Source organism: Streptomyces sp. NPDC034043, assembly GCF_055575675.1.
The window spans coordinates 83084-100948 of record NZ_JBVISF010000011.1; the positions used below are offsets into that span (position 1 = coordinate 83084).

Annotated in this window: 18 protein-coding genes and 1 riboswitch; of the genes, 11 read left to right on the forward strand and 7 right to left on the reverse strand. The window is 72.0% G+C overall.

Going from position 1 to position 17865, the window contains the following annotated elements; translation table 11 throughout:
• The first annotated feature begins 111 nt into the window (after window positions 1-111).
• The 11 genes from gcvT (at window position 112) to ACZ51S_RS24905 (ending at window position 9479) form a co-directional block, all read left to right on the forward strand.
• The gene (gene gcvT, locus ACZ51S_RS24855; RefSeq protein WP_468475838.1) at window positions 112-1227 is read left to right on the forward strand and encodes a glycine cleavage system aminomethyltransferase GcvT; all 1116 of its coding nucleotides are present in this window, start codon (window positions 112-114) and stop codon (window positions 1225-1227) included.
• Between the two features lie 78 nt (window positions 1228-1305).
• Entirely contained in the window at window positions 1306-1686 is a 381-nt protein-coding gene (gene gcvH, locus ACZ51S_RS24860) for a glycine cleavage system protein GcvH (protein ID WP_388939876.1), read from the forward strand.
• A gap of 15 nt (window positions 1687-1701) precedes the next feature.
• On the forward strand, window positions 1702-2958 hold the full coding sequence (gene glyA / locus ACZ51S_RS24865; RefSeq protein WP_468475837.1) for a serine hydroxymethyltransferase: 1257 nt from the start codon (window positions 1702-1704) through the stop codon (window positions 2956-2958).
• 333 nt (window positions 2959-3291) lie between these two features.
• Window positions 3292-4674 (forward strand): L-serine ammonia-lyase, encoded by a 1383-nt coding sequence (locus ACZ51S_RS24870; protein ID WP_388939873.1) that lies wholly within the window; start codon window positions 3292-3294, stop codon window positions 4672-4674.
• Window positions 4675-4873: 199 nt separating this feature from the next.
• Entirely contained in the window at window positions 4874-5284 is a 411-nt protein-coding gene (locus tag ACZ51S_RS24875; protein ID WP_468800640.1) for an SsgA family sporulation/cell division regulator, read from the forward strand.
• 85 nt (window positions 5285-5369) lie between these two features.
• A complete protein-coding gene (locus ACZ51S_RS24880) occupies window positions 5370-5882 on the forward strand; it encodes an AMIN-like domain-containing (lipo)protein (protein WP_468475835.1) in 513 nt (170 codons plus the stop codon).
• 115 nt (window positions 5883-5997) lie between these two features.
• Window positions 5998-6221, forward strand: a riboswitch (cobalamin riboswitch).
• Between the two features lie 29 nt (window positions 6222-6250).
• A complete protein-coding gene (locus ACZ51S_RS24885; RefSeq protein WP_468475834.1) occupies window positions 6251-6949 on the forward strand; it encodes an energy-coupling factor ABC transporter permease in 699 nt (232 codons plus the stop codon).
• On the forward strand, window positions 6949-7302 hold the full coding sequence (locus ACZ51S_RS24890; RefSeq protein ID WP_468962011.1) for an energy-coupling factor ABC transporter substrate-binding protein: 354 nt from the start codon (window positions 6949-6951) through the stop codon (window positions 7300-7302). The genes ACZ51S_RS24885 and ACZ51S_RS24890 overlap by 1 nt, the downstream gene beginning before the upstream one ends.
• Window positions 7303-7305: 3 nt before the next feature.
• Entirely contained in the window at window positions 7306-8055 is a 750-nt protein-coding gene (gene cbiQ / locus ACZ51S_RS24895; RefSeq protein WP_468475833.1) for a cobalt ECF transporter T component CbiQ, read from the forward strand.
• The gene (locus ACZ51S_RS24900; protein WP_468475832.1) at window positions 8046-8903 is read left to right on the forward strand and encodes an ATP-binding cassette domain-containing protein; all 858 of its coding nucleotides are present in this window, start codon (window positions 8046-8048) and stop codon (window positions 8901-8903) included. Before cbiQ ends, ACZ51S_RS24900 begins: the two co-directional genes overlap by 10 nt.
• A 9-nt stretch (window positions 8904-8912) precedes the next feature.
• On the forward strand, window positions 8913-9479 hold the full coding sequence (locus tag ACZ51S_RS24905; RefSeq protein ID WP_468962012.1) for a PadR family transcriptional regulator: 567 nt from the start codon (window positions 8913-8915) through the stop codon (window positions 9477-9479).
• Between the two features lie 43 nt (window positions 9480-9522).
• On the opposite strand, the gene ACZ51S_RS24910 is transcribed toward ACZ51S_RS24905, so the two are convergent.
• The 7 genes from ACZ51S_RS24910 to ACZ51S_RS24940 form a co-directional block, all read right to left on the reverse strand.
• On the reverse strand, window positions 9523-9735 hold the full coding sequence (locus ACZ51S_RS24910; RefSeq protein ID WP_388939860.1) for an EF-hand domain-containing protein: 213 nt from the start codon (window positions 9733-9735) through the stop codon (window positions 9523-9525).
• Window positions 9736-10040: 305 nt separating this feature from the next.
• Entirely contained in the window at window positions 10041-11231 is a 1191-nt protein-coding gene (locus tag ACZ51S_RS24915; RefSeq protein ID WP_468800653.1) for a YncE family protein, read from the reverse strand.
• Complete coding sequence (locus ACZ51S_RS24920; RefSeq protein ID WP_468962014.1) at window positions 11228-12022, reverse strand: polysaccharide deacetylase family protein; 795 nt, start codon at window positions 12020-12022, stop codon at window positions 11228-11230. The genes ACZ51S_RS24915 and ACZ51S_RS24920 overlap by 4 nt, the downstream gene beginning before the upstream one ends.
• A 380-nt stretch (window positions 12023-12402) precedes the next feature.
• Window positions 12403-13011, reverse strand: coding sequence for an ATP-binding protein (locus ACZ51S_RS24925; RefSeq protein WP_468887688.1), 609 nt, complete (start codon window positions 13009-13011; stop codon window positions 12403-12405).
• Between the two features lie 227 nt (window positions 13012-13238).
• The gene (locus tag ACZ51S_RS24930) at window positions 13239-14006 is read right to left on the reverse strand and encodes an enoyl-CoA hydratase/isomerase family protein (RefSeq protein ID WP_468475827.1); all 768 of its coding nucleotides are present in this window, start codon (window positions 14004-14006) and stop codon (window positions 13239-13241) included.
• A gap of 117 nt (window positions 14007-14123) precedes the next feature.
• Window positions 14124-15368: a L,D-transpeptidase gene (locus ACZ51S_RS24935; protein WP_468475826.1), complete on the reverse strand. Its 1245-nt coding sequence runs from the start codon at window positions 15366-15368 to the stop codon at window positions 14124-14126.
• Window positions 15369-15556: 188 nt separating this feature from the next.
• Window positions 15557-17791 carry a choice-of-anchor A family protein gene (locus tag ACZ51S_RS24940; RefSeq protein ID WP_468962016.1) on the reverse strand — a complete coding sequence of 745 codons (2235 nt, stop codon included), beginning with the start codon at window positions 17789-17791 and terminating at the stop codon, window positions 15557-15559.
• Window positions 17792-17865: the final 74 nt, after the last annotated feature.

Genomic DNA, 17865 nt, shown 5'->3' on the forward strand with positions numbered 1-17865 from the left:
GCAAGTCGGCGTTCCCCCTCCGGGAACTCTCGGCGAACCTCTCAGGTTCCGATGACAGATGGGGAGGAACCTCCTCGTCATGTCATGCCCTGGGACCCGGGAGCCACACCCATGAGCACTGCCCCCCGCCTGACCGCGCTCGACGCGCTGCACCGCTCGCTCGGTGCGACCATGACCGACTTCGCGGGCTGGGACATGCCGCTGCGCTACGCCAGTGAGCGCGACGAGCACAACGCCGTGCGCACCAAGGCCGGCCTGTTCGACCTGTCCCACATGGGCGAGATCACCCTGACCGGCCCGGAGGCCGTGAAGGCCCTGGACTACGCGCTCGTCGGGAACATCTCCACCGTCGGCGTCGGCCGCGCCCGCTACACGCACATCTGCCAGGAGGACGGCGGGATCCTGGACGACCTGATCGTCTACCGCCTCGGCGAGACCGAGTACATGGTCGTCGCCAACGCCTCCAACGCCCAGGTCGTGCTGGACGCGCTCACCGAGCGCGCCGCCGGCTTCGACACCGAGGTCCGCGACGACCGTGACGCGTACGCGCTGATCGCCGTCCAGGGCCCGGAGTCCCCCGGCATCCTGAAGTCGCTCACGGACGCCGACCTGGACGGCCTGAAGTACTACGCCGGCCTGCCGGGCACCGTCGCGGGCGTGCCCGCGCTGATCGCCCGCACCGGCTACACGGGCGAGGACGGCTTCGAGCTGTTCGTCTCCCCCGAGCACGCCGTGGAGCTGTGGCAGGCGCTGACCGAGGCGGGCAAGGACGCCGGTCTGGTGCCGGCCGGCCTGTCCTGCCGCGACACGCTGCGCCTGGAGGCGGGCATGCCGCTGTACGGGCACGAGCTGACCACCGCCCTCACCCCCTTCGACGCCGGGCTGGGCCGGGTCGTGAAGTTCGAGAAGGAGGGCGACTTCGTCGGCCGCGCCGCCCTGGAGGCCGCCGCCGAGGTCGCCGCCACCAAGCCGCCGCGGAAGCTGGTCGGTCTGGTCGCCGAGGGCCGCCGCGTCCCGCGCGCCGGCTTCCCCGTGGTCGCCGGCGGCGAGGTCGTCGGCGAGGTGACCTCCGGCGCCCCGTCCCCCACGCTGGGCAAGCCGATCGCGATGGCGTACGTCGACGCGGCGCACGCCGCGCCCGGCACCTCCGGCGTCGGCGTCGACATTCGCGGTACGCATGAGCCCTACGAGGTCGTGGCCCTGCCCTTCTACAAGCGGCAGAAGTAGCCCTCGTACCGGCTCCACCGTCTCAGCCCGCAAGACCACCGTTCGTATCCACCTCCCCGCATCCAGGAGAATCAGGTCATGAGCAACCCCCAGCAGCTGCGTTACACCAAGGAGCACGAGTGGCTGTCGGCCGCCGAGGACGGCGTCGCGACGGTCGGCATCACGGAGTTCGCCGCCAACGCGCTCGGTGACGTCGTCTACGCCCAGCTCCCCGCGGTCGGCGACACCGTCACCGAGGGCGAGACCTGTGGCGAGCTGGAGTCGACCAAGTCGGTCAGCGACCTGTACTCCCCCGTCTCCGGTGAGATCGTCGAGTTCAACCAGGACGTCGTGGACGACCCGGCCCTGGTGAACTCCGCTCCCTTCGAGGGTGGCTGGCTGTTCAAGGTGCGCCTGTCGGAGGAGCCGAAGGACGCGCTCTCCTTCGACGAGTACACCGCCCTCACCGCCGGTAACTGACCCCAGGGGATCCTGATGTCCGTTCTGAACACCCCTCTCCACGAGCTCGACCCCGACGTCGCCGCCGCCGTCGACGCCGAGCTCGTGCGCCAGCAGTCGACCCTGGAAATGATCGCGTCGGAGAACTTCGCTCCGGTCGCCGTCATGGAGGCCCAGGGCTCGGTCCTGACCAACAAGTACGCCGAGGGCTACCCCGGCCGCCGCTACTACGGCGGCTGCGAGCACGTCGACGTGGTCGAGCAGATCGCGATCGACCGCATCAAGGCGCTGTTCGGCGCCGAGGCCGCGAACGTCCAGCCGCACTCGGGTGCGCAGGCCAACGCCGCCGCGATGTTCGCGCTGCTGAAGCCGGGCGACACGATCATGGGCCTGAACCTGGCCCACGGCGGTCACCTGACCCACGGCATGAAGATCAACTTCTCCGGCAAGCTCTACAACGTGGTCCCGTACCACGTCGACGAGACCGGACAGGTGGACATGGCCGAGGTCGAGCGCCTCGCCAAGGAGTCCAAGCCGCAGCTGATCGTCGCCGGCTGGTCCGCCTACCCGCGCCAGCTGGACTTCGCCGCGTTCCGCCGGATCGCGGACGAGGTCGGCGCGTACCTGATGGTCGACATGGCCCACTTCGCGGGTCTGGTCGCCGCGGGCCTGCACCCGAACCCGGTCCCGCACGCCCACGTCGTCACCACCACCACGCACAAGACCCTCGGCGGTCCGCGCGGCGGTGTCATCCTGTCGACGCAGGAGCTGGCCAAGAAGATCAACTCCGCGGTCTTCCCGGGCCAGCAGGGCGGACCGCTGGAGCACGTGATCGCGGCCAAGGCCGTCTCCTTCAAGGTCGCGGCCTCGCCGGAGTTCAAGGAGCGCCAGGAGCGCACCCTGGAGGGCGCGAGGATCCTCGCCGCCCGCCTGGTGCAGGACGACGTCAAGGCCGTGGGCGTGGACGTCCTCACGGGCGGCACCGACGTGCACCTGGTCCTGGTCGACCTGCGCGACTCCGAGCTGGACGGCCAGCAGGCCGAGGACCGCCTCCACGAGGTCGGCATCACGGTCAACCGGAACGCCATCCCGAACGACCCGCGGCCCCCGATGGTGACCTCGGGCCTGCGGATCGGTACGCCGGCCCTGGCGACCCGCGGCTTCGACGCCGAGGCCTTCACCGAGGTCGCCGAGATCATCGCGCAGGCGCTGAAGCCGGACTACGACGCCGCCGACCTCAAGGCGCGCGTCTCGGCCCTGGCCGCGAAGTTCCCGCTGTACCCGTCGCTCTAAGGACGGCCCTGGGGGCCCGGCCGTGTTCTCGCACAGGGCCGGGCCCCTTTTCACGGCCCGAACCGCCACCGGGCCCCGGCCAGGCGGCCCGCCCGGCCGGGCGTCCGTCCCGGGCGGCCGAGGCCGAAATCACTCCGGGCAACGCCCCGGCGCGGGGACCGACCCCCGCATGAACGACGTACGCTGCTATAGCAGGGCAAGGGCGCCCACCGGCGCTCTTTGCCCAAACCTCCGCAAAGTCCGCCCATCCGTCGGCTGCCCCCGCTACCCCCGCAGGCAGCTGGACGGGTCGTTGTTTCCCCGTCACAGCGGGGAGGTTCCGGGAGTCCGCCAGTGGCCATCTCCGTTTTCGATCTCTTCTCGATCGGCATCGGTCCTTCCAGCTCGCACACGGTCGGTCCCATGCGCGCGGCGCGCATGTTCGTGACGCGGCTGAAGAAGGACGGCGCCCTCGCCCAGACCGCCTCCGTCCGGGCGGAGCTCTTCGGCTCCCTCGGCGCGACCGGCCACGGGCACGGCACGCCCAAGGCGGTCCTGCTCGGCCTGGAGGGCCACTCCCCCCGCACCGTGGACGTCGAGAGCGCCGACGACGAGGTGGAGCGCATCCGCAAGAGCGGCAAGCTGCGTCTGCTGGGTGCGGAAATAGGCGGTGCCCACGAGATCGACTTCGACGAGCCGAACCAGCTGATCCTGCACCGCCGCCGCTCCCTGCCCTACCACGCGAACGGCATGACTCTCTTCGCGTACGACGCCTCCGGCGCCCCGCTGCTGGAGAAGACCTACTACTCGGTCGGCGGCGGCTTCGTCGTGGACGAGGACGCGGTCGGCGAGGACCGGATCAAGCTCGACGACACCGTGCTGAGGTACCCCTTCCGCTCGGGCGACGAGATGCTGCGCCTGGCCAACGAGACCGGTCTGTCGATCTCCTCCCTGATGCTGGAGAACGAGAAGGCCTGGCGCACGGAGGAGGAGATCCGCGAGGGCCTGCTGGAGATCTGGCGCGTCATGCAGTCCTGCGTCTCGCGCGGCATGTCCCGCGAGGGCATCCTGCCGGGCGGGCTGCGCGTCAAGCGCCGGGCCGCCTCCACGGCGCGCCAGCTGCGCACCGAGGGCGACCCGATGATGCACCGCAGCGAGTGGACGACGATCTACGCGATGGCCGTCAACGAGGAGAACGCGGCGGGCGGGCGCGTGGTGACCGCTCCCACGAACGGCGCGGCGGGCGTGCTGCCGGCGGTCCTGCACTACTACGTGAACTTCGTGCCCGGCGCGGACGAGGACGGCGTGGTCCGCTTCCTGCTCGCCGCGGGCGCGATCGGCATGCTCTTCAAGGAGAACGCCTCGATCTCCGGCGCCGAGGTCGGCTGCCAGGGCGAGGTCGGCTCCGCCTGCTCGATGGCGGCGGGCGCCCTCGCCGAGGTCCTGGGCGGCACCCCCGAGCAGGTCGAGAACGCCGCCGAGATCGGCATGGAGCACAACCTCGGCCTGACCTGCGACCCGGTCGGCGGCCTCGTCCAGATCCCCTGCATCGAGCGCAACGGCATGGCCGCCGTCAAGGCCGTCACCGCGGCGAAGATGGCGATGCGCGGGGACGGCAGCCACAAGGTCTCCCTCGACAAGGTCATCAAGACCATGAAGGAGACGGGTGCCGACATGAAGGTCAAGTACAAGGAGACGGCGCGCGGCGGGCTCGCGGTCAACGTGATCGAGTGCTGACCCGATAAGGACCTCCCGGCGGGCGTCCGGACCGGGGTCCGGACCGGGGTGCGGACCGGGGTGCGGACCGGGTCGTGGCCGAAAAGGGGCCGTGCGGCCCGGTCCCTCGGGACCTTCGGCCCCGGAGCGCGCCCACGGGCGGCGATAGCGTGCGGGGAGGGGCGCCGGACGACCCCCGCACGACGAGAGGCAGCCGCCGATGGCCATCATCACCGACCACCGACTCCTCCCGCTGCGGCTGGAAGCCGCCCCCCTGAGCGTGCCCCTGACCGGCCGCTTCGTCTACCGCACGGACCGCCCGTACGAGGTGGCCGTCGACCTCCGGGGCGCCGGGGCCCACCTCGCCCGCTGGGTGTTCGCGCGCGAGCTGCTGCTCGACGGGCAGCACGCGCCCACCGGCGAGGGCGACGTACAGGTGTGGCCCCGCTGGAGCGGCTCGGAGCCGCGCGTCCTGCTCGGCTTCGGCAACGGCGAGCGGGGCTGCGTGGTCTCCGCCCGCGCCAGGGACGTGCGCGCGCTGTGCCGGCGGATGACGGAGCTGGTGCCGCGCGGGCAGGAACGGCGCCACTACGACCTGGACGCGCAGCTGAGCGCGCTGCTGGCGTACTGAGGCGCGGCGCGCGGAACCGCGCGCGGCCCGGCGGTGTCCTAGGAGATGACAGGCAGTCCCCGTCTCACGGAACCGGGGAGACATCATGCGTCACCCGCACCGCCGCCGGATCGTGGCCCTGGCCACGGGCGCCCTGCTCACCGCCGGGCTCGCGCTCTCCACGTCACCGGCCTCCGCCGCCACCACGTCCACCCGCACCCAGACCCCGCTCGTCGTCAACGCGCGCTGGGGCGGGCACTGCACGTTCGACCGGATCGTGATCGACCTCCAGGGGTACGTCCCCCCGGTCACCGTCACTCCCGTGTCCCAGCTGGTCTACGACGGGTCCGGCAAGCCCGTGCCGCTGGCCGGGAAGTACTTCCTGGAGATCCGGCTGCACCCCGCCGCCGCCCACGACGACGCGGGGCAGAACGTCTACCAGGGGCCCAAGCTCCAGAAGATCTACCTCAGCAAGCTCAAGGGCATCGCCCTGACCGGCGACTTCGAGGGGTACGTGACCTTCGGCGCCGCCTTCGACACCCAGCCGTTCTACAGCACCTCCGTCCTGCACTCGCCCGAGCGGTTCGTGCTGGACATCGCGCACCCGAACACCTGCTGACCCGAGCGGGTACGGACGGCGGGCCCGGGACGCGTGACGTCCCGGGCCCGCCGTCATATCAGGGGGACGGCCGCCGGTGTCCGGGGGTCCGGGTTGTGACGGTCCGTGCGGACGACTAGGGTCATCGGGCCTTGGTGTTCGGGAAACCGGTGGAAAACCGGTGCGGCCCTCGCCACTGTAATCGGGAAGTCCGGCTCCAATCCTCCCTGACGCCGTCCGGGAGGCGCCCCCAGCGGGCAGGCCACTGGGCCCACGCGGGAGACCGCACGGGCCCGGGAAGGCGGAGCCCGGGCATCATGACCCGTGAGCCAGGAGACCGGCCGAGGCGCGTCGTCCATCCACGAGGTGCTGGAGAGGTCTCCCAACTCATGCATATCGCCGAGGGGTTCCTGCCCCCTTTGCACGCGGCCGCCTGGGGCGCCGCGTCCGCCCCCTTCGTCGTCCACGGGGTCCGGGCCCTGACCCGCGAGGTGAAGGCGAACCCGGAGAGCACGCTGCTGCTCGGGGCGTCCGGTGCGTTCACGTTCGTCCTGTCCGCCCTGAAGATCCCTTCCGTGACCGGAAGTTGCTCGCACCCGACGGGGACGGGGCTCGGAGCCATCCTCTTCCGTCCGCCGGTCATGGCGGTGCTCGGCACGATCACCCTGCTCTTCCAGGCGCTGCTGCTGGCCCACGGCGGGCTCACCACGCTGGGCGCCAACGTGTTCTCGATGGCCGTCGCCGGGCCCTGGGCGGGCTACGGCGCCTACCGGCTGCTGCGCAGGTCCGGCCTGCCGCTGATGGTGGCCGTCTTCTTCGGCGCGTTCTTCGCCGACCTGATCACCTACTGCGTGACCTCCGTCCAGCTGGCGCTGGCCTTCCCCGACCCGGCGAGCGGCTTCCTGGGCTCCCTGGAGAAGTTCGCGGGCATCTTCGCGCTCACCCAGATCCCCCTCGCCGTGAGCGAGGGCCTGCTGACCGTGCTCGTGATGCGGCTGCTGATGCAGTCCAGCGCGGCGGACCTGGTCCGGCTCGGGATCACGAAGCTGACCGGCGGCAAGCGGACCGAGCAGGGGGCGGCACTCTGATGACCAGGAACACGAAGATCAACACCCTGCTGCTGCTCCTGGTGGCGGCACTGGCCGTGATCCCGCTCGCGCTGGGGCTGGGCGAGGGCAAGGAGGAGCCGTTCGCCGGCGCCGACGCCCAGGCGGAGGCGGCCATCACGGAGCTGAAGCCGGACTACGAGCCCTGGTTCTCCCCGCTGTACGAACCCCCCTCGGGCGACATCGAGTCGGCGCTGTTCGCGCTCCAGGCGGCGCTCGGCGCGGGCGTCCTCGCCTACTACTTCGGAGTCCGCAAGGGCCGGCGCCAGGGCGCCGCACAGGCCCTCGCCGAGGCCGTGGCGGCCGAGAAGACCCGCACCACCCCGGAGCCGTAGGCGGTGCTGCCGATCGACGTGGCGGCCCACTCCAGCCGCTGGCGGGGCCGCCACCCCCTGGAGAAGGCCCTGCTGGGGCTCGGGCTCACGGTCACCGCCGTGTGCCTGCCGCCCTGGCCCGGCGGGCCGCTGGTCGCCGCCGCGACCCTGGCCGTGCTGCTCGGGCCCGCCGGGGTGCCCGGGCGGCAGCTGTGGCGGGCCTTCCGGGTCCCGCTCGGGTTCTGCGTGACCGGGGCGCTGCCGCTGATGGTGTCGGTGGGCGGCCCCGACGGCTTCCTCGCCCTGGCCCCGGACGGGCCCCGGCACGCGGCCGAGCTGCTGCTGCGCACCTCCGCGGCCTCGCTCGGGGTGCTGCTGTTCGCCTTCACCACACCGGTCTCGGACGTGCTGCCCCGGCTGGTGCGGGCCGGGGTGCCCGCGCCCGTGGTGGACGTGGCCCTGGTCATGTACCGGATCGGCTTCCTGCTGCTGGACTCGATGGCCCAGGTGCGCCGCGCCCAGGCGGCCCGGCTCGGGCAGACGAGCCGGGCCGCGGTGTGGCGTTCGCTGGCCGGGCTCGCGGCGACCTCGTTCGTCCGGGCCTTCGACCGCGCCGCCCGGCTCCAGCAGGGGCTGGCGGGGCGCGGCTACGACGGTGCGCTGCGGGTGCTCGTACCCGACGCGGCGCTGTCCCGGCGGTTCCTGACGGGGTCCGCCGCCCTGCTGGCCGCCCTGGTCGCGGGGACCCTCGTACTGAAGGAGCTGTGGCTGTGACCCCGTTGGTGGAGCTGGTCGGCGCGGGTTACGCGTACGAGGACGGCCCGGCCGTGCTGTCCGGGGTGGACTTCGCCATCGCCGAGGGCCGGGCGCTGGTGCTGCTGGGCCGCAACGGCAGCGGCAAGACCACGCTGATGCGGCTGCTGAGCGGCGGGCTGCGGCCCGGCACGGGGGCGCTGCGCCTCGACGGCGCGGAGGTGGCGTACGACCGCAAGGGCCTGGTCCGGCTGCGGACCTCGGTGCAGCTGGTGGTGCAGGACCCGGACGACCAGCTCTTCGCCGCCTCCGTCGGGCAGGACGTGTCCTTCGGCCCGATGAACCTGGGACTGCCGGCCGCGGAGGTCCGCGAGCGGGTGGACGCCGCCCTGGCCGCGCTGGACATCACCGCGCTGCGGGACCGCCCGACGCACCTGCTGTCGTACGGGCAGCGCAAGCGCGCGGCGATCGCGGGCGCGGTGGCGATGGCCCCGCGGGTGCTGATCCTGGACGAGCCGACCGCCGGGCTCGACCCGGACGGGCAGGAACGCCTCCTGGACGTCCTCGCGGGGCTGCGCGCGACCGGCACCACGGTGGTCATGGCCACCCACGACGTGGACCTCGCGGTCCGCTGGGCCGACGACGCGGCCGTGCTGACCCCGGCCGGGATCCGTACGGGCCCCGCCGGGGAGCTGCTGTCGGACCCGGAGCTGCTGGCGTCGGCGGGCCTGCGTCAGGCCTGGGCGCCGGCGGTGACGGCCGTGCTGCGCGCGCACGGCCTGCTGGCGGCGGGCGTGCCCGGTCCGCGGGTGCCGGAGGCGCTGGCCGAGTGGCGGCCGGCGGCGCCGCCGGCCCGGCCGCAAACCTAGGATGGCGGCATGTCGCTGCCGCACGCCATCCTGACCGCCCTGCTCGAGAAGCCCTCGTCGGGGCTGGAGCTGACCCGGCGGTTCGACAAGTCGATCGGCTACTTCTGGTCCTCGACGCACCAGCAGATCTACCGGGAGCTGGGGCGGCTGGAGGAGGCCGGGCTGATCCGGGCGCTGCCGAGCGAGGTGCCCGTGCGCGGGCAGAAGAAGGAGTACGAGGTCCTGCCCGACGGCCGCGCGGAGCTGGCGCGGTGGGTGGACGAGAGCCAGGACCCGAAGCCGGTGCGGGACGCGCTGCTGCTGCGGATCCGTGCGGCGGCGGTGGTCGGCCCGCAGCGGCTGGGGCCGGAGCTGCGGCGCCATCTGGAGCTGCACCGGGCGCAGTTGGCCACGTACGAGGCCATCGAGGCGAAGGACTTCCCGCCGGGGCGGGACGCGGCCGCGGACCGGTTGCGCCGGCTCGTGCTGCACGGCGGCATCGCCCTGGAGGGGTTCTGGCTGAGCTGGCTGGAGGAAGCGCTGTCCGAGGTGGAGGAACTGGCTTCGGGGGAGACGCCGCCGGAGGGCGGGGCCTGACGCGCCCCCGCCCCGGCGTGCGGGGCGGAGGCGGACGCGCCGCTTACTTGTTCAGGGAGGCCCAGAACTCGTCGAAGCTCATCAGCTTGTCGCCGTCGCTGTCCTTGGCGGCGATCACGGAGTCCGCGATCGCGGCGGTGACGTAGTGGTCACCCATCGCCCTCATGGCCGCGCTGTACTCGTCGGCCGTGACGAAGCCGTCACCGTTCACGTCGAACTTGTCGAACGTCGCCCGTGCGCTCTCGATGTCAGCCACTGGGTCCACCCCTTCTCGGTGCTTGTTGACCGGCTCAGGGTAACGGCACCGGACACGCGGGCACTCCCGGGGTCCCGTCCCGGGCCGCGGAGGGGAATCCGACAGCCGGCGCGCACTCCTCCGGAAGCGGTTACCGGGTGGGCGGAAGCTTTAATTCCAGCTGATGGATCCGGCCACGGCTTGTCACGCTCCGGGATCACGGCATAACGTACCGGCACGGCCGACGCGTTCCCCCGCCCGTCGGCGGCCCCATGGCACGGTGTCCCGGGAGCTGTGCGAGCTCCCGGGGCGCCGTTGTTCGACGACTAGCGGAAGATGCCCGTGTGGCCCAGGGAGTAGCGGCCGGGCTGCGGGTAGACGGCGAGGCCGTGGGGGCCGCCGCCGACGGGGATCCGGGCGAGCTGCTTGCCGGTGACGGTGTCGATCGCGTAGACCTCGGAGTTGTAGCGGCCCGACAGCCACAGCACCTTGCCGTCGGCGGAGACCCCGCCCATGTCGGGGCTGCCGCCGCCCGGCAGCTGCCACTTCTTGGTGAGCCGCTTCTCCTTGAAGTCGAAGACCGAGACGCTGCCCTCGCCCCGGTTGGAGACGTACATCTCCCGGGAGTCGCGGCTGACATACAGCCCGTGGCAGCCCTTGCCGGTGGGCAGCAGCTTGGGGACGTCGAACGCGTCGCCGCTGAGCACCCACATGCCGTGCGCCATCATGTCCGCGACGTAGAAGGTCTTCCCGTCCGGGGAGATCTTCACGTCCTGCGGCATCGCGCCCTCGAAGGGCAGCTTCTGCTGGCCGATCACCTCCATCTTCTCGGTGTCGACCTTGAGGAGCTCGCCGGAGAACTCGCAGCTGACGATGAAGTAGCGGCCGTCGGCCGAGAAGTCGGCGTGGTTGACCCCGAAGCAGGTGACGGGGACCGTCTTGACCCGGTCCATGGTGTGGGGATCGCGGAAGACCAGTTCGCGGTCCATGGAGGCCATCACGACGGCGTACTTGCCGTTCGGCGTGAAGTAGAGGTTGTACGGGTCGTGCACCTCGACGGGCTTGCCCGCCTCGCCGGTGGCCGGGTTGATCGGGGTGAGCGTGTGGCCCCGGTTGTTGTTGACCCACAGGGTCTTCATGTCCCAGGAGGGCACCACGTGCTGCGGCTGGACCCCGACGGGGATGGTGTCGATGACCTTGTACGTGGCAGGGTCGATGACGGACACCGTGTTGGAGTTGGTGTTGGGCACGTAGACGCGGGACGGGAAGTCCTTGACCACCGGGGAGAGCCGGTTCGGCCGGTCGGCGGCGTACACGTCGTGAGGGTCGAGCAGCGGGGGCATGCCGGCCAGCCCGGGCGGCACGGCCGGGGGGACGGCCTTGACGGGCTTGGCCGGCCCCTTGGAGCCGAGCGCCTCGGCGGGGGACTCGTCTGCCGATCCGCAGCCGGCCAGGGCGGCGAGGACCAGACCGGCCAGCAGCACGGTGGCCTTCCGGGGAAGGCGGGTGGTCTTCATGAGGTCAGCAGCTCCGTGGTGGTCACCGCGCGCAGTTCGCGGCGCGCGAGTTCTTCGAGGAGGGGCGGCATCGCGTCGACCGTGTCCGCGTAGCCGAAGTGCAGGCTCACCACCGATCCGCGCTGGATCGTCCCGGTGACGTTGCGGATCACGGCCGCCGCGCCAGGCGAGGTGAAGTCGAGGGAGTCCACGTCGTACGAGAGGACGTGCGGGTAGCCCGCCCGCTGGGCGAGCCGCCGGACGAGCGGGGTGGCGTACCGGGTCTGGGACGGGCGGAACCAGGTGCCGATCGAGCCGGTGAGGCGCTTGAGCCGCTGGGCGCAGCCGGTGATCTCGGCGTAGGCGTCCGCCTCGGACATGCCGTTGATCGCGAGGTGGCGCTGGGTGTGGTTGCCCAGTTCGTGCCCGCCATCGAGGATCCGCCGGGCCATGGCGGGGTGTTCGTCGAGCCAGCTGCCGATGGCCAGTACGGTGACCCGCGCGCCGGACTTCTCCGCGGTGGCGAGAACGGTCCGGGCGATGGCGGGGTCCCCGTTGCCGTGGAAGGTGAGGGCGACCCGGGGCCGGTCGCGGGGGCCGTGCGCGATCTCCACGGGCTGCCCGGGGAAGCGCCGCGGGGCGGCCGGCGCCGGCCCGGCCGGCCGGGCGGGGCGGGCGGGGCGGGCGGGAGCGGCCCGGGCGGGTCCCGGCGCCGCCGGACCGCCGTCCGTGCCGCAGGCCGCGGTGAGGACGCCGGCGGCGGCCGCCGCCGTAACGCGCAGGGCCGTACGACGGTCTGGATAACAGAGCACCCGCCCATTTAAGGGCCGAATGGCGCCGAAGGTAATGATTGACCCAATTTGCGACTTCCGCCGAATGGCCTCTCAGGGGTGATCGTCCGTTATGTGATCAACGATTTACACAGAGCGGTCGATATTTATTCGCTGATTGCGAGGCGAGTGGCCCATCTCACCTAGGATTTAGGTGGAAACTCTTCGGATATGCACACTTATGTCCGAGTCGGGACTTTTGGCGTTCCGTGACTCGTCTGCCATAGTCGGAACCACGGCTTCCCTTTGACCCGAGCGAAGTCCCCGCCGAGGATCACACACCCCACCGGTCCTCGGCGCACCCATGAAACCCCCGCCGCGCCCCACCTGGGCAAGAGGGGGTTTCTGGCGTTCCGGGGGCCTCAGCGGTCGGCGACCCGCATCTCGAACCAGGTGATCTTGCCGCGCGGCAGCAGGTCCGCGCCCCAGCGGTCGGAGAGCTTGTCGACGAGGAACAACCCCCGGCCGGTGGTGTCCAGTTCGTGGACCGGCATCAGGCAGGGCAGTCCCCGCGAGGGATCGCGCACCTCCACCCGGATCCACCCGCGCCGGCGCAGCATGCGCAAGCCGAACGACCGCGCCCCGGTATGGCGGACGGCGTTGCCGACGAGCTCGGAGACCAGCAGGACGGCGTGCTCGGAGATCTGCGGCGACAGGCCCCAGAAGCGGACGACCACGCTCTGGGTGAGCCGGCGGGCCGTACCGGCGGACTCCGGCATGGACGGCAGCGTCACCTCCGCCTCGGCCGGGTTCCCGTACAACTCCAGCGCCCTGAGGCCCTGTTCGTCCTCGATCGCCGCCGTCAGCCGCACGGCGGAAGCGCTGCTGCGCTGCCGCGGCTGTTCCACACCCTCCAGGCCCGCCATGCACCCATCATGGACGGCCCGCGCGCCCGCCCGGGCCGTTCCGCGGGAATACACCCCCCGGAACCGAGGATCCCGAGGGGGCGTACCGGCATATGCGACGGGCAACCGAGGGCCGCATGGACAGCTCTCACCTGGGGTGACGTTGCGCGGCCCGGCGATCACGGTGAGTGGATCACCGGTTGGCCTTAAGGCTGCCTTAAGGCCTGGCTAATCCACCCGCACGTGTTTCGTGCAGCCGAGCTCATGCGCCCCTCGAGGCGTCGCCCGTCACACGGGGCGAACGGCTGCGCTCAAAAGGGCGCGCTCACACGGCTGCGCTCACACGGCTGCGCTCATACGAACTTGGCCTTGCCCGGGCCCTCTTCGACGAAGCTCCGCATGCCGCGCTCGCGGTCCTCGGTGGCGAACAGGCCCGCGAACCAGTTGCGTTCGATGGTCAGGCCGGTGTCGATGTCCGCCTCCAGGCCCGCGTCCACGCACTCCTTCGCGGCGCGCAGCGCGATCGCCGGGCCCTGGGCGAGCTTGGCGGCCCAGGCGTGCGCCTGCTCGTACACCTCGGCGGCGGGCACGACCCGGTCCACCAGGCCGAGGGCGAGCGCCTCTTCGGCCTTGACCATGCGGCCGGTGAAGATCAGGTCCTTGGCCTTGGAGGGGCCGATCAGCCGGGAGAGCCGCTGGGTGCCGCCCGCGCCCGGGATCAGGCCGAGCAGGATCTCGGGCTGGCCGAGCTTGGCGTTGTCGGCGGCGATGCGGTAGTCGGCGCACAGGGCGAGCTCGCATCCGCCGCCGAGGGCGTAACCGGTGACGGCGGCTACGACGGGCTTGGGGATGCGGGCGACGGCGGTGAAGGCGTCCTGGAGCGCGCGGGACCGGGCGACCATGGCCGCGTGGTCCATGTTCTGCATCTCCTTGATGTCCGCGCCGGCCGCGAACACCTTCTCCCCGCCGTAGAGGATGACGGCGCGCACGTCGGCGCGGTCGGTGGCCTCCGCGGCGAGCACGCGCAGCCGGTCCTGGGTGTCGATGTCCAGGGCGTTCATGGGCGGGCGGTCCAGCAGGATGGTGCCGACGCCTTCGGAGACTTCGAGAGAGATGGTCATACGGGGGAGGTTAGCGGCCGGGGGTCCGGGGGTCTCCCCCGGAAAAGCGCAGTACGCGAAGTGGCCCGGTGCTGTGGGTCACAGCACCGGGCCACCGGGACCAAGCGCGCGGTGGGACTACTTGATCCACTCCGCCCAGTCCATGTTCCAGCCGTTGAGGCCGTTGTCCGGGGCGATCTGCTTGTCCTTGGAGTTCTTCACGATCATCACGTCGCCGATCAGCGACTCGTTGTAGAACCACGCCGCGGGGGTGTTGGGGTCACCGGCGCCGCGCTCGTCCTCCAGGCCGACGCAGCCGTGGCTGACGTTCTCCGAGCCGAACGTGCTGGAGGAGGCCCAGTAGTTGCCGTGGACGAAGGTGCCGGAGGTCGACAGCCGCATCGCGTGCGGGACGTCGGAGATGTCGTACTCGCCGCCGAAGCCGACGGTGGCGCCGTTCATCCGGGTCACCTTGTACTTCTCGCTGATGACCATCTGCCCGTTGTAGGTGGTCGTCGACGGGGCGCCCGCGGTGATCGGGATGGTCTTGAGCACCTGGCCGTCGCGGACGACCTCCATCTTCTTGGAGCTCGCGTCGACCGTGGTGACCTGGGAGCGGCCGATGGTGAAGTTGACCGTGCGGGTCTGCTTGCCGTAGACGCCGGGGCGGCCCTCGACGCCGTCGAGCGCGAGCTTCACGGTGACCTTGGTGCCCGCGGCCCAGTACTTCTCGGGACGGAAGTCGAGGCGGTCGTTGCCGAACCAGTGGCCCTCGATCGGCACGGACGGCTCGGACGTCACGGTGATCGCCTTCTCGACGGCCTCCGTGTTGGTGATGCCGCGGGTGAAGTTGATGGACACCGGCATGCCCACGCCGACGGTCGAGCCGTCCTCGGGCGTGTAGTGGCCGACGAAGGTGTTCTGCGGGGTCAGGGTGGTGAAGGTGGTGTCCTTGGCGGACTCGCGTCCGGCCTCGTCCTTGGCGACCGCGTGCACCTTGTATTCGGTGGCGGCGGCCAGGTGGCGGGCGGGCTCCCAGGCCGAGCCGTCGGCGGCCAGCTTGCCCTCCACCGCGTTGCCCTTGGTGTCGGCCACCGTCACGGTGGTCAGCTTGCCCCCGCTGCTGGTGATCTTCAGGACGCCGCTGGTCGCGACCTCCTTCGACCCGTCGTCCGGCTTGACGCTGACCACGGCCTTGGACGCCTCGGTGCCGGTCTTCGCCGTGCCGCCCCCGGGCTTGCCGTTGTCCCCGCCGGTGCCCGCGCTGTTGCCCCCGCCGCTGCAGGCGCTGGTCAGCAGCAGGGCCGCCCCCAGCAGAACGGCCGGCAGGCCGGTGCGGACGCGGCCGCGTATCGGCTGCAGGTTCACTCGTGTTCTCCCCATGTCCCCCGCGCACGGACAGTCGCGCGCTGTCGTCAGGAAATCACATGGGGAGATTACGAATAGGCACAGTCATGTCACCGTTCCGTCCCAAGTGCCGGGGCGGCCGGGGCGCCGGCCCATGCGGCCGGCCCCCGGGCCCGTCACCCGGGGACCAGCCGGAACCGTCGGTGCGTCAGTGCGTCGGTGCGTCAGTGCTCGGGACGGCCGTGTTCCGGCCCGCCGTGCTCGGGACGTCCGTGCTCGGGACGCCCGTGATCGGGACGCCCGTGATCGGGACGCCCGTGCTCGGGGCGGCCGTGGTCCGGCTTGTCCTCGCAGGGGCAGGGCTGACCGTCGTGCGCGCGCTGGTTGAGGAGGGTGACGGCGATCCGGTGGCCCGGGGTCCGGCCGTCCAGCGTCAGCGGGCCGGTCACCGGGTCGCGCGGCAGGACGTAGCCCTCGGGGACGTCCACCTCGACCACGTAGTACGCGCCGTCGGGGAGCCCGTCGAAGGAGCAGACGCCGTCCCGGCCGGTGGTGCACTCGGCCCCGATCCGCTCGTCGGCGTTGATGCCGCGCTGCTGGAGGCCCGCGGTGTGGTTGGTCTCCCTCCAGAGCTCGAACTCCGCCCCGCGCAGCGGCCGCTTCGTCTTCGCGTCCTTCTTCAGGACCCTGATCGTGCCGGCCCGGTCCTCCTCCTTCCGGTTCGGGACGGTGACGACGGCGACCTCCTCGGCGTCACCCCGCTCCAGCTCGAAGACGGTGACCGGGTCTCCGGGGCGCTCGTAGCCCGCCGGGAGGCCCACCTCCCGCCAGTAGTAGCGCTCCCCCACCGGCAGCTCGACCGTGCACGAGCCCCGTTCGTCGGTGACGCAGACGCCGTCGAGCCGGGTGTCGGGGTTCTCGCGGGTCTGCAGGCCGGCGGTCCCGTTGCTCTCGCGCCACAGCTCGAAGCGGGCGCCGGCGAGCGGCTCGCCGGTGTCCTTGTCGACCTTGCGCAGCACGACCCTGGCGCTGCCGTCCGGCGGCTCGGGGGTCCTGCGGTTCACCGCGACCCGGCGGACGCCCTCCGAGATGTTCTCCGCCGTCAGGACCAGCACGTGCACGGGGTTGGCGGGGAGCTCGTAGCCGGGGGGCGGGGCCGTCTCGCGCCAGTAGTAGGTACCGGGTTCCTCATCGCGCCGGCAGGTTCCGTCCGCGAGGGTGGTGCACTCGTCCACCTTGGTGTCGGGGTCCTGGCCCTCGTACTGGAGGCCGTCGCGGCCGTTGGTCTCCTTCCACAGCTCGAACCGCGCCCCGGGCAGCGGCCGGCCGTCCTCGTCGTGCTTGACGACCGTCACCGCGCCCCTGGCCGGCGGGACCGGCGCGCAGTCGGGCAGGTCCCCGTCGAAGGGGTAGGCGTGGAACTCCGCGCCCAGGCCGGTGGTCTCCGTCGGGCTGGTGTGGGTCACGCTGCCCGCGGTGAAGAAGCGCCCGTTCAGGCCGATGACGGAGACGGTGGCGACCGACGCCTGCGGGCCGATCAGCACGCTGCCGCCGAGCTGCGCCGAGCCGGCCAGGGTGACCGACTGGGCGTCGGGAAAGTTCCACAGCAGCCGCTCGCGCAGCCCGGCGGGCAGCAGGGCGTTGTTGACGCGCACGGCCGGGGACTCGCCGGTGACGTTGACCAGGACGGTGGCGTGGTCCGGGATCCCGGCGAAGCGCAGGGTCTGCTGAGCGCCGGAGGGGCCGGAGAGGTCGAAGTCGACGTTGAAGACCTGGAGGGGCGAGGCCCCGTCGCCGGTGAAGACGGTCTCCTGGGCGCTCCAGACGGCCCGGCCGGTCGGCGTGCGCGGGGTTCCCCCGGGCACGGCGTAGCAGGTGCTGGCCGCGGTGAGCGCGCCGCGCAGGCGGCTATAGGGGACGGCGGCGTTCGGGTCGGGGGCGAGGATGCCGGTGACGGTTCCGCTGAGGCTGCCCGCGTAGCGGACGGTTCCGCCGTCGGCGAGGAGGGACTGGCGCGGGGCCACGGTGACGTCCCCGCCGGTGGTGAGGAAGTCGGAGTCCTTCGGCGGGGGGACCCGGGAGCCGACTCCGGCGATGCCCACGTTGTAGACGAGTCCGCCGGCGGACTTGTTCATGTCGAAGTCGCCGAGGACGACGACCTTGCCCTCCGCCTCGGCGGCGCCCCGGCGGACGAGCATGTCCCCGCCGACGAACACGTTGATGTTGCTGTCGCGGCCGGTGAACGGCAGGTTGTTGGGTTCCGGGTAGGGGGACGGGCAGCCCTCGCCGGGGCCGGTACCGCCCGGGATGCAGGGCCCGAGGCCGCCGGGCAGCGGGGCCCTGAGGGCGCGTGCCGCCGTGGGGGGCTCGGTGCCCGGGCCCGCGGCGAGGGCCGTGGGGGTCCCGGCCGCGAGTACGGCGCCCACGGCCAGCCCGAGGGTCCAGTTCCTTGCTGACATGACACTCCGTCCGCTGTCTGCGCCATCCGCCCGCGCCGATGGCCCTGACAGGCTGCGGGCGCGCGTCGGCGCGG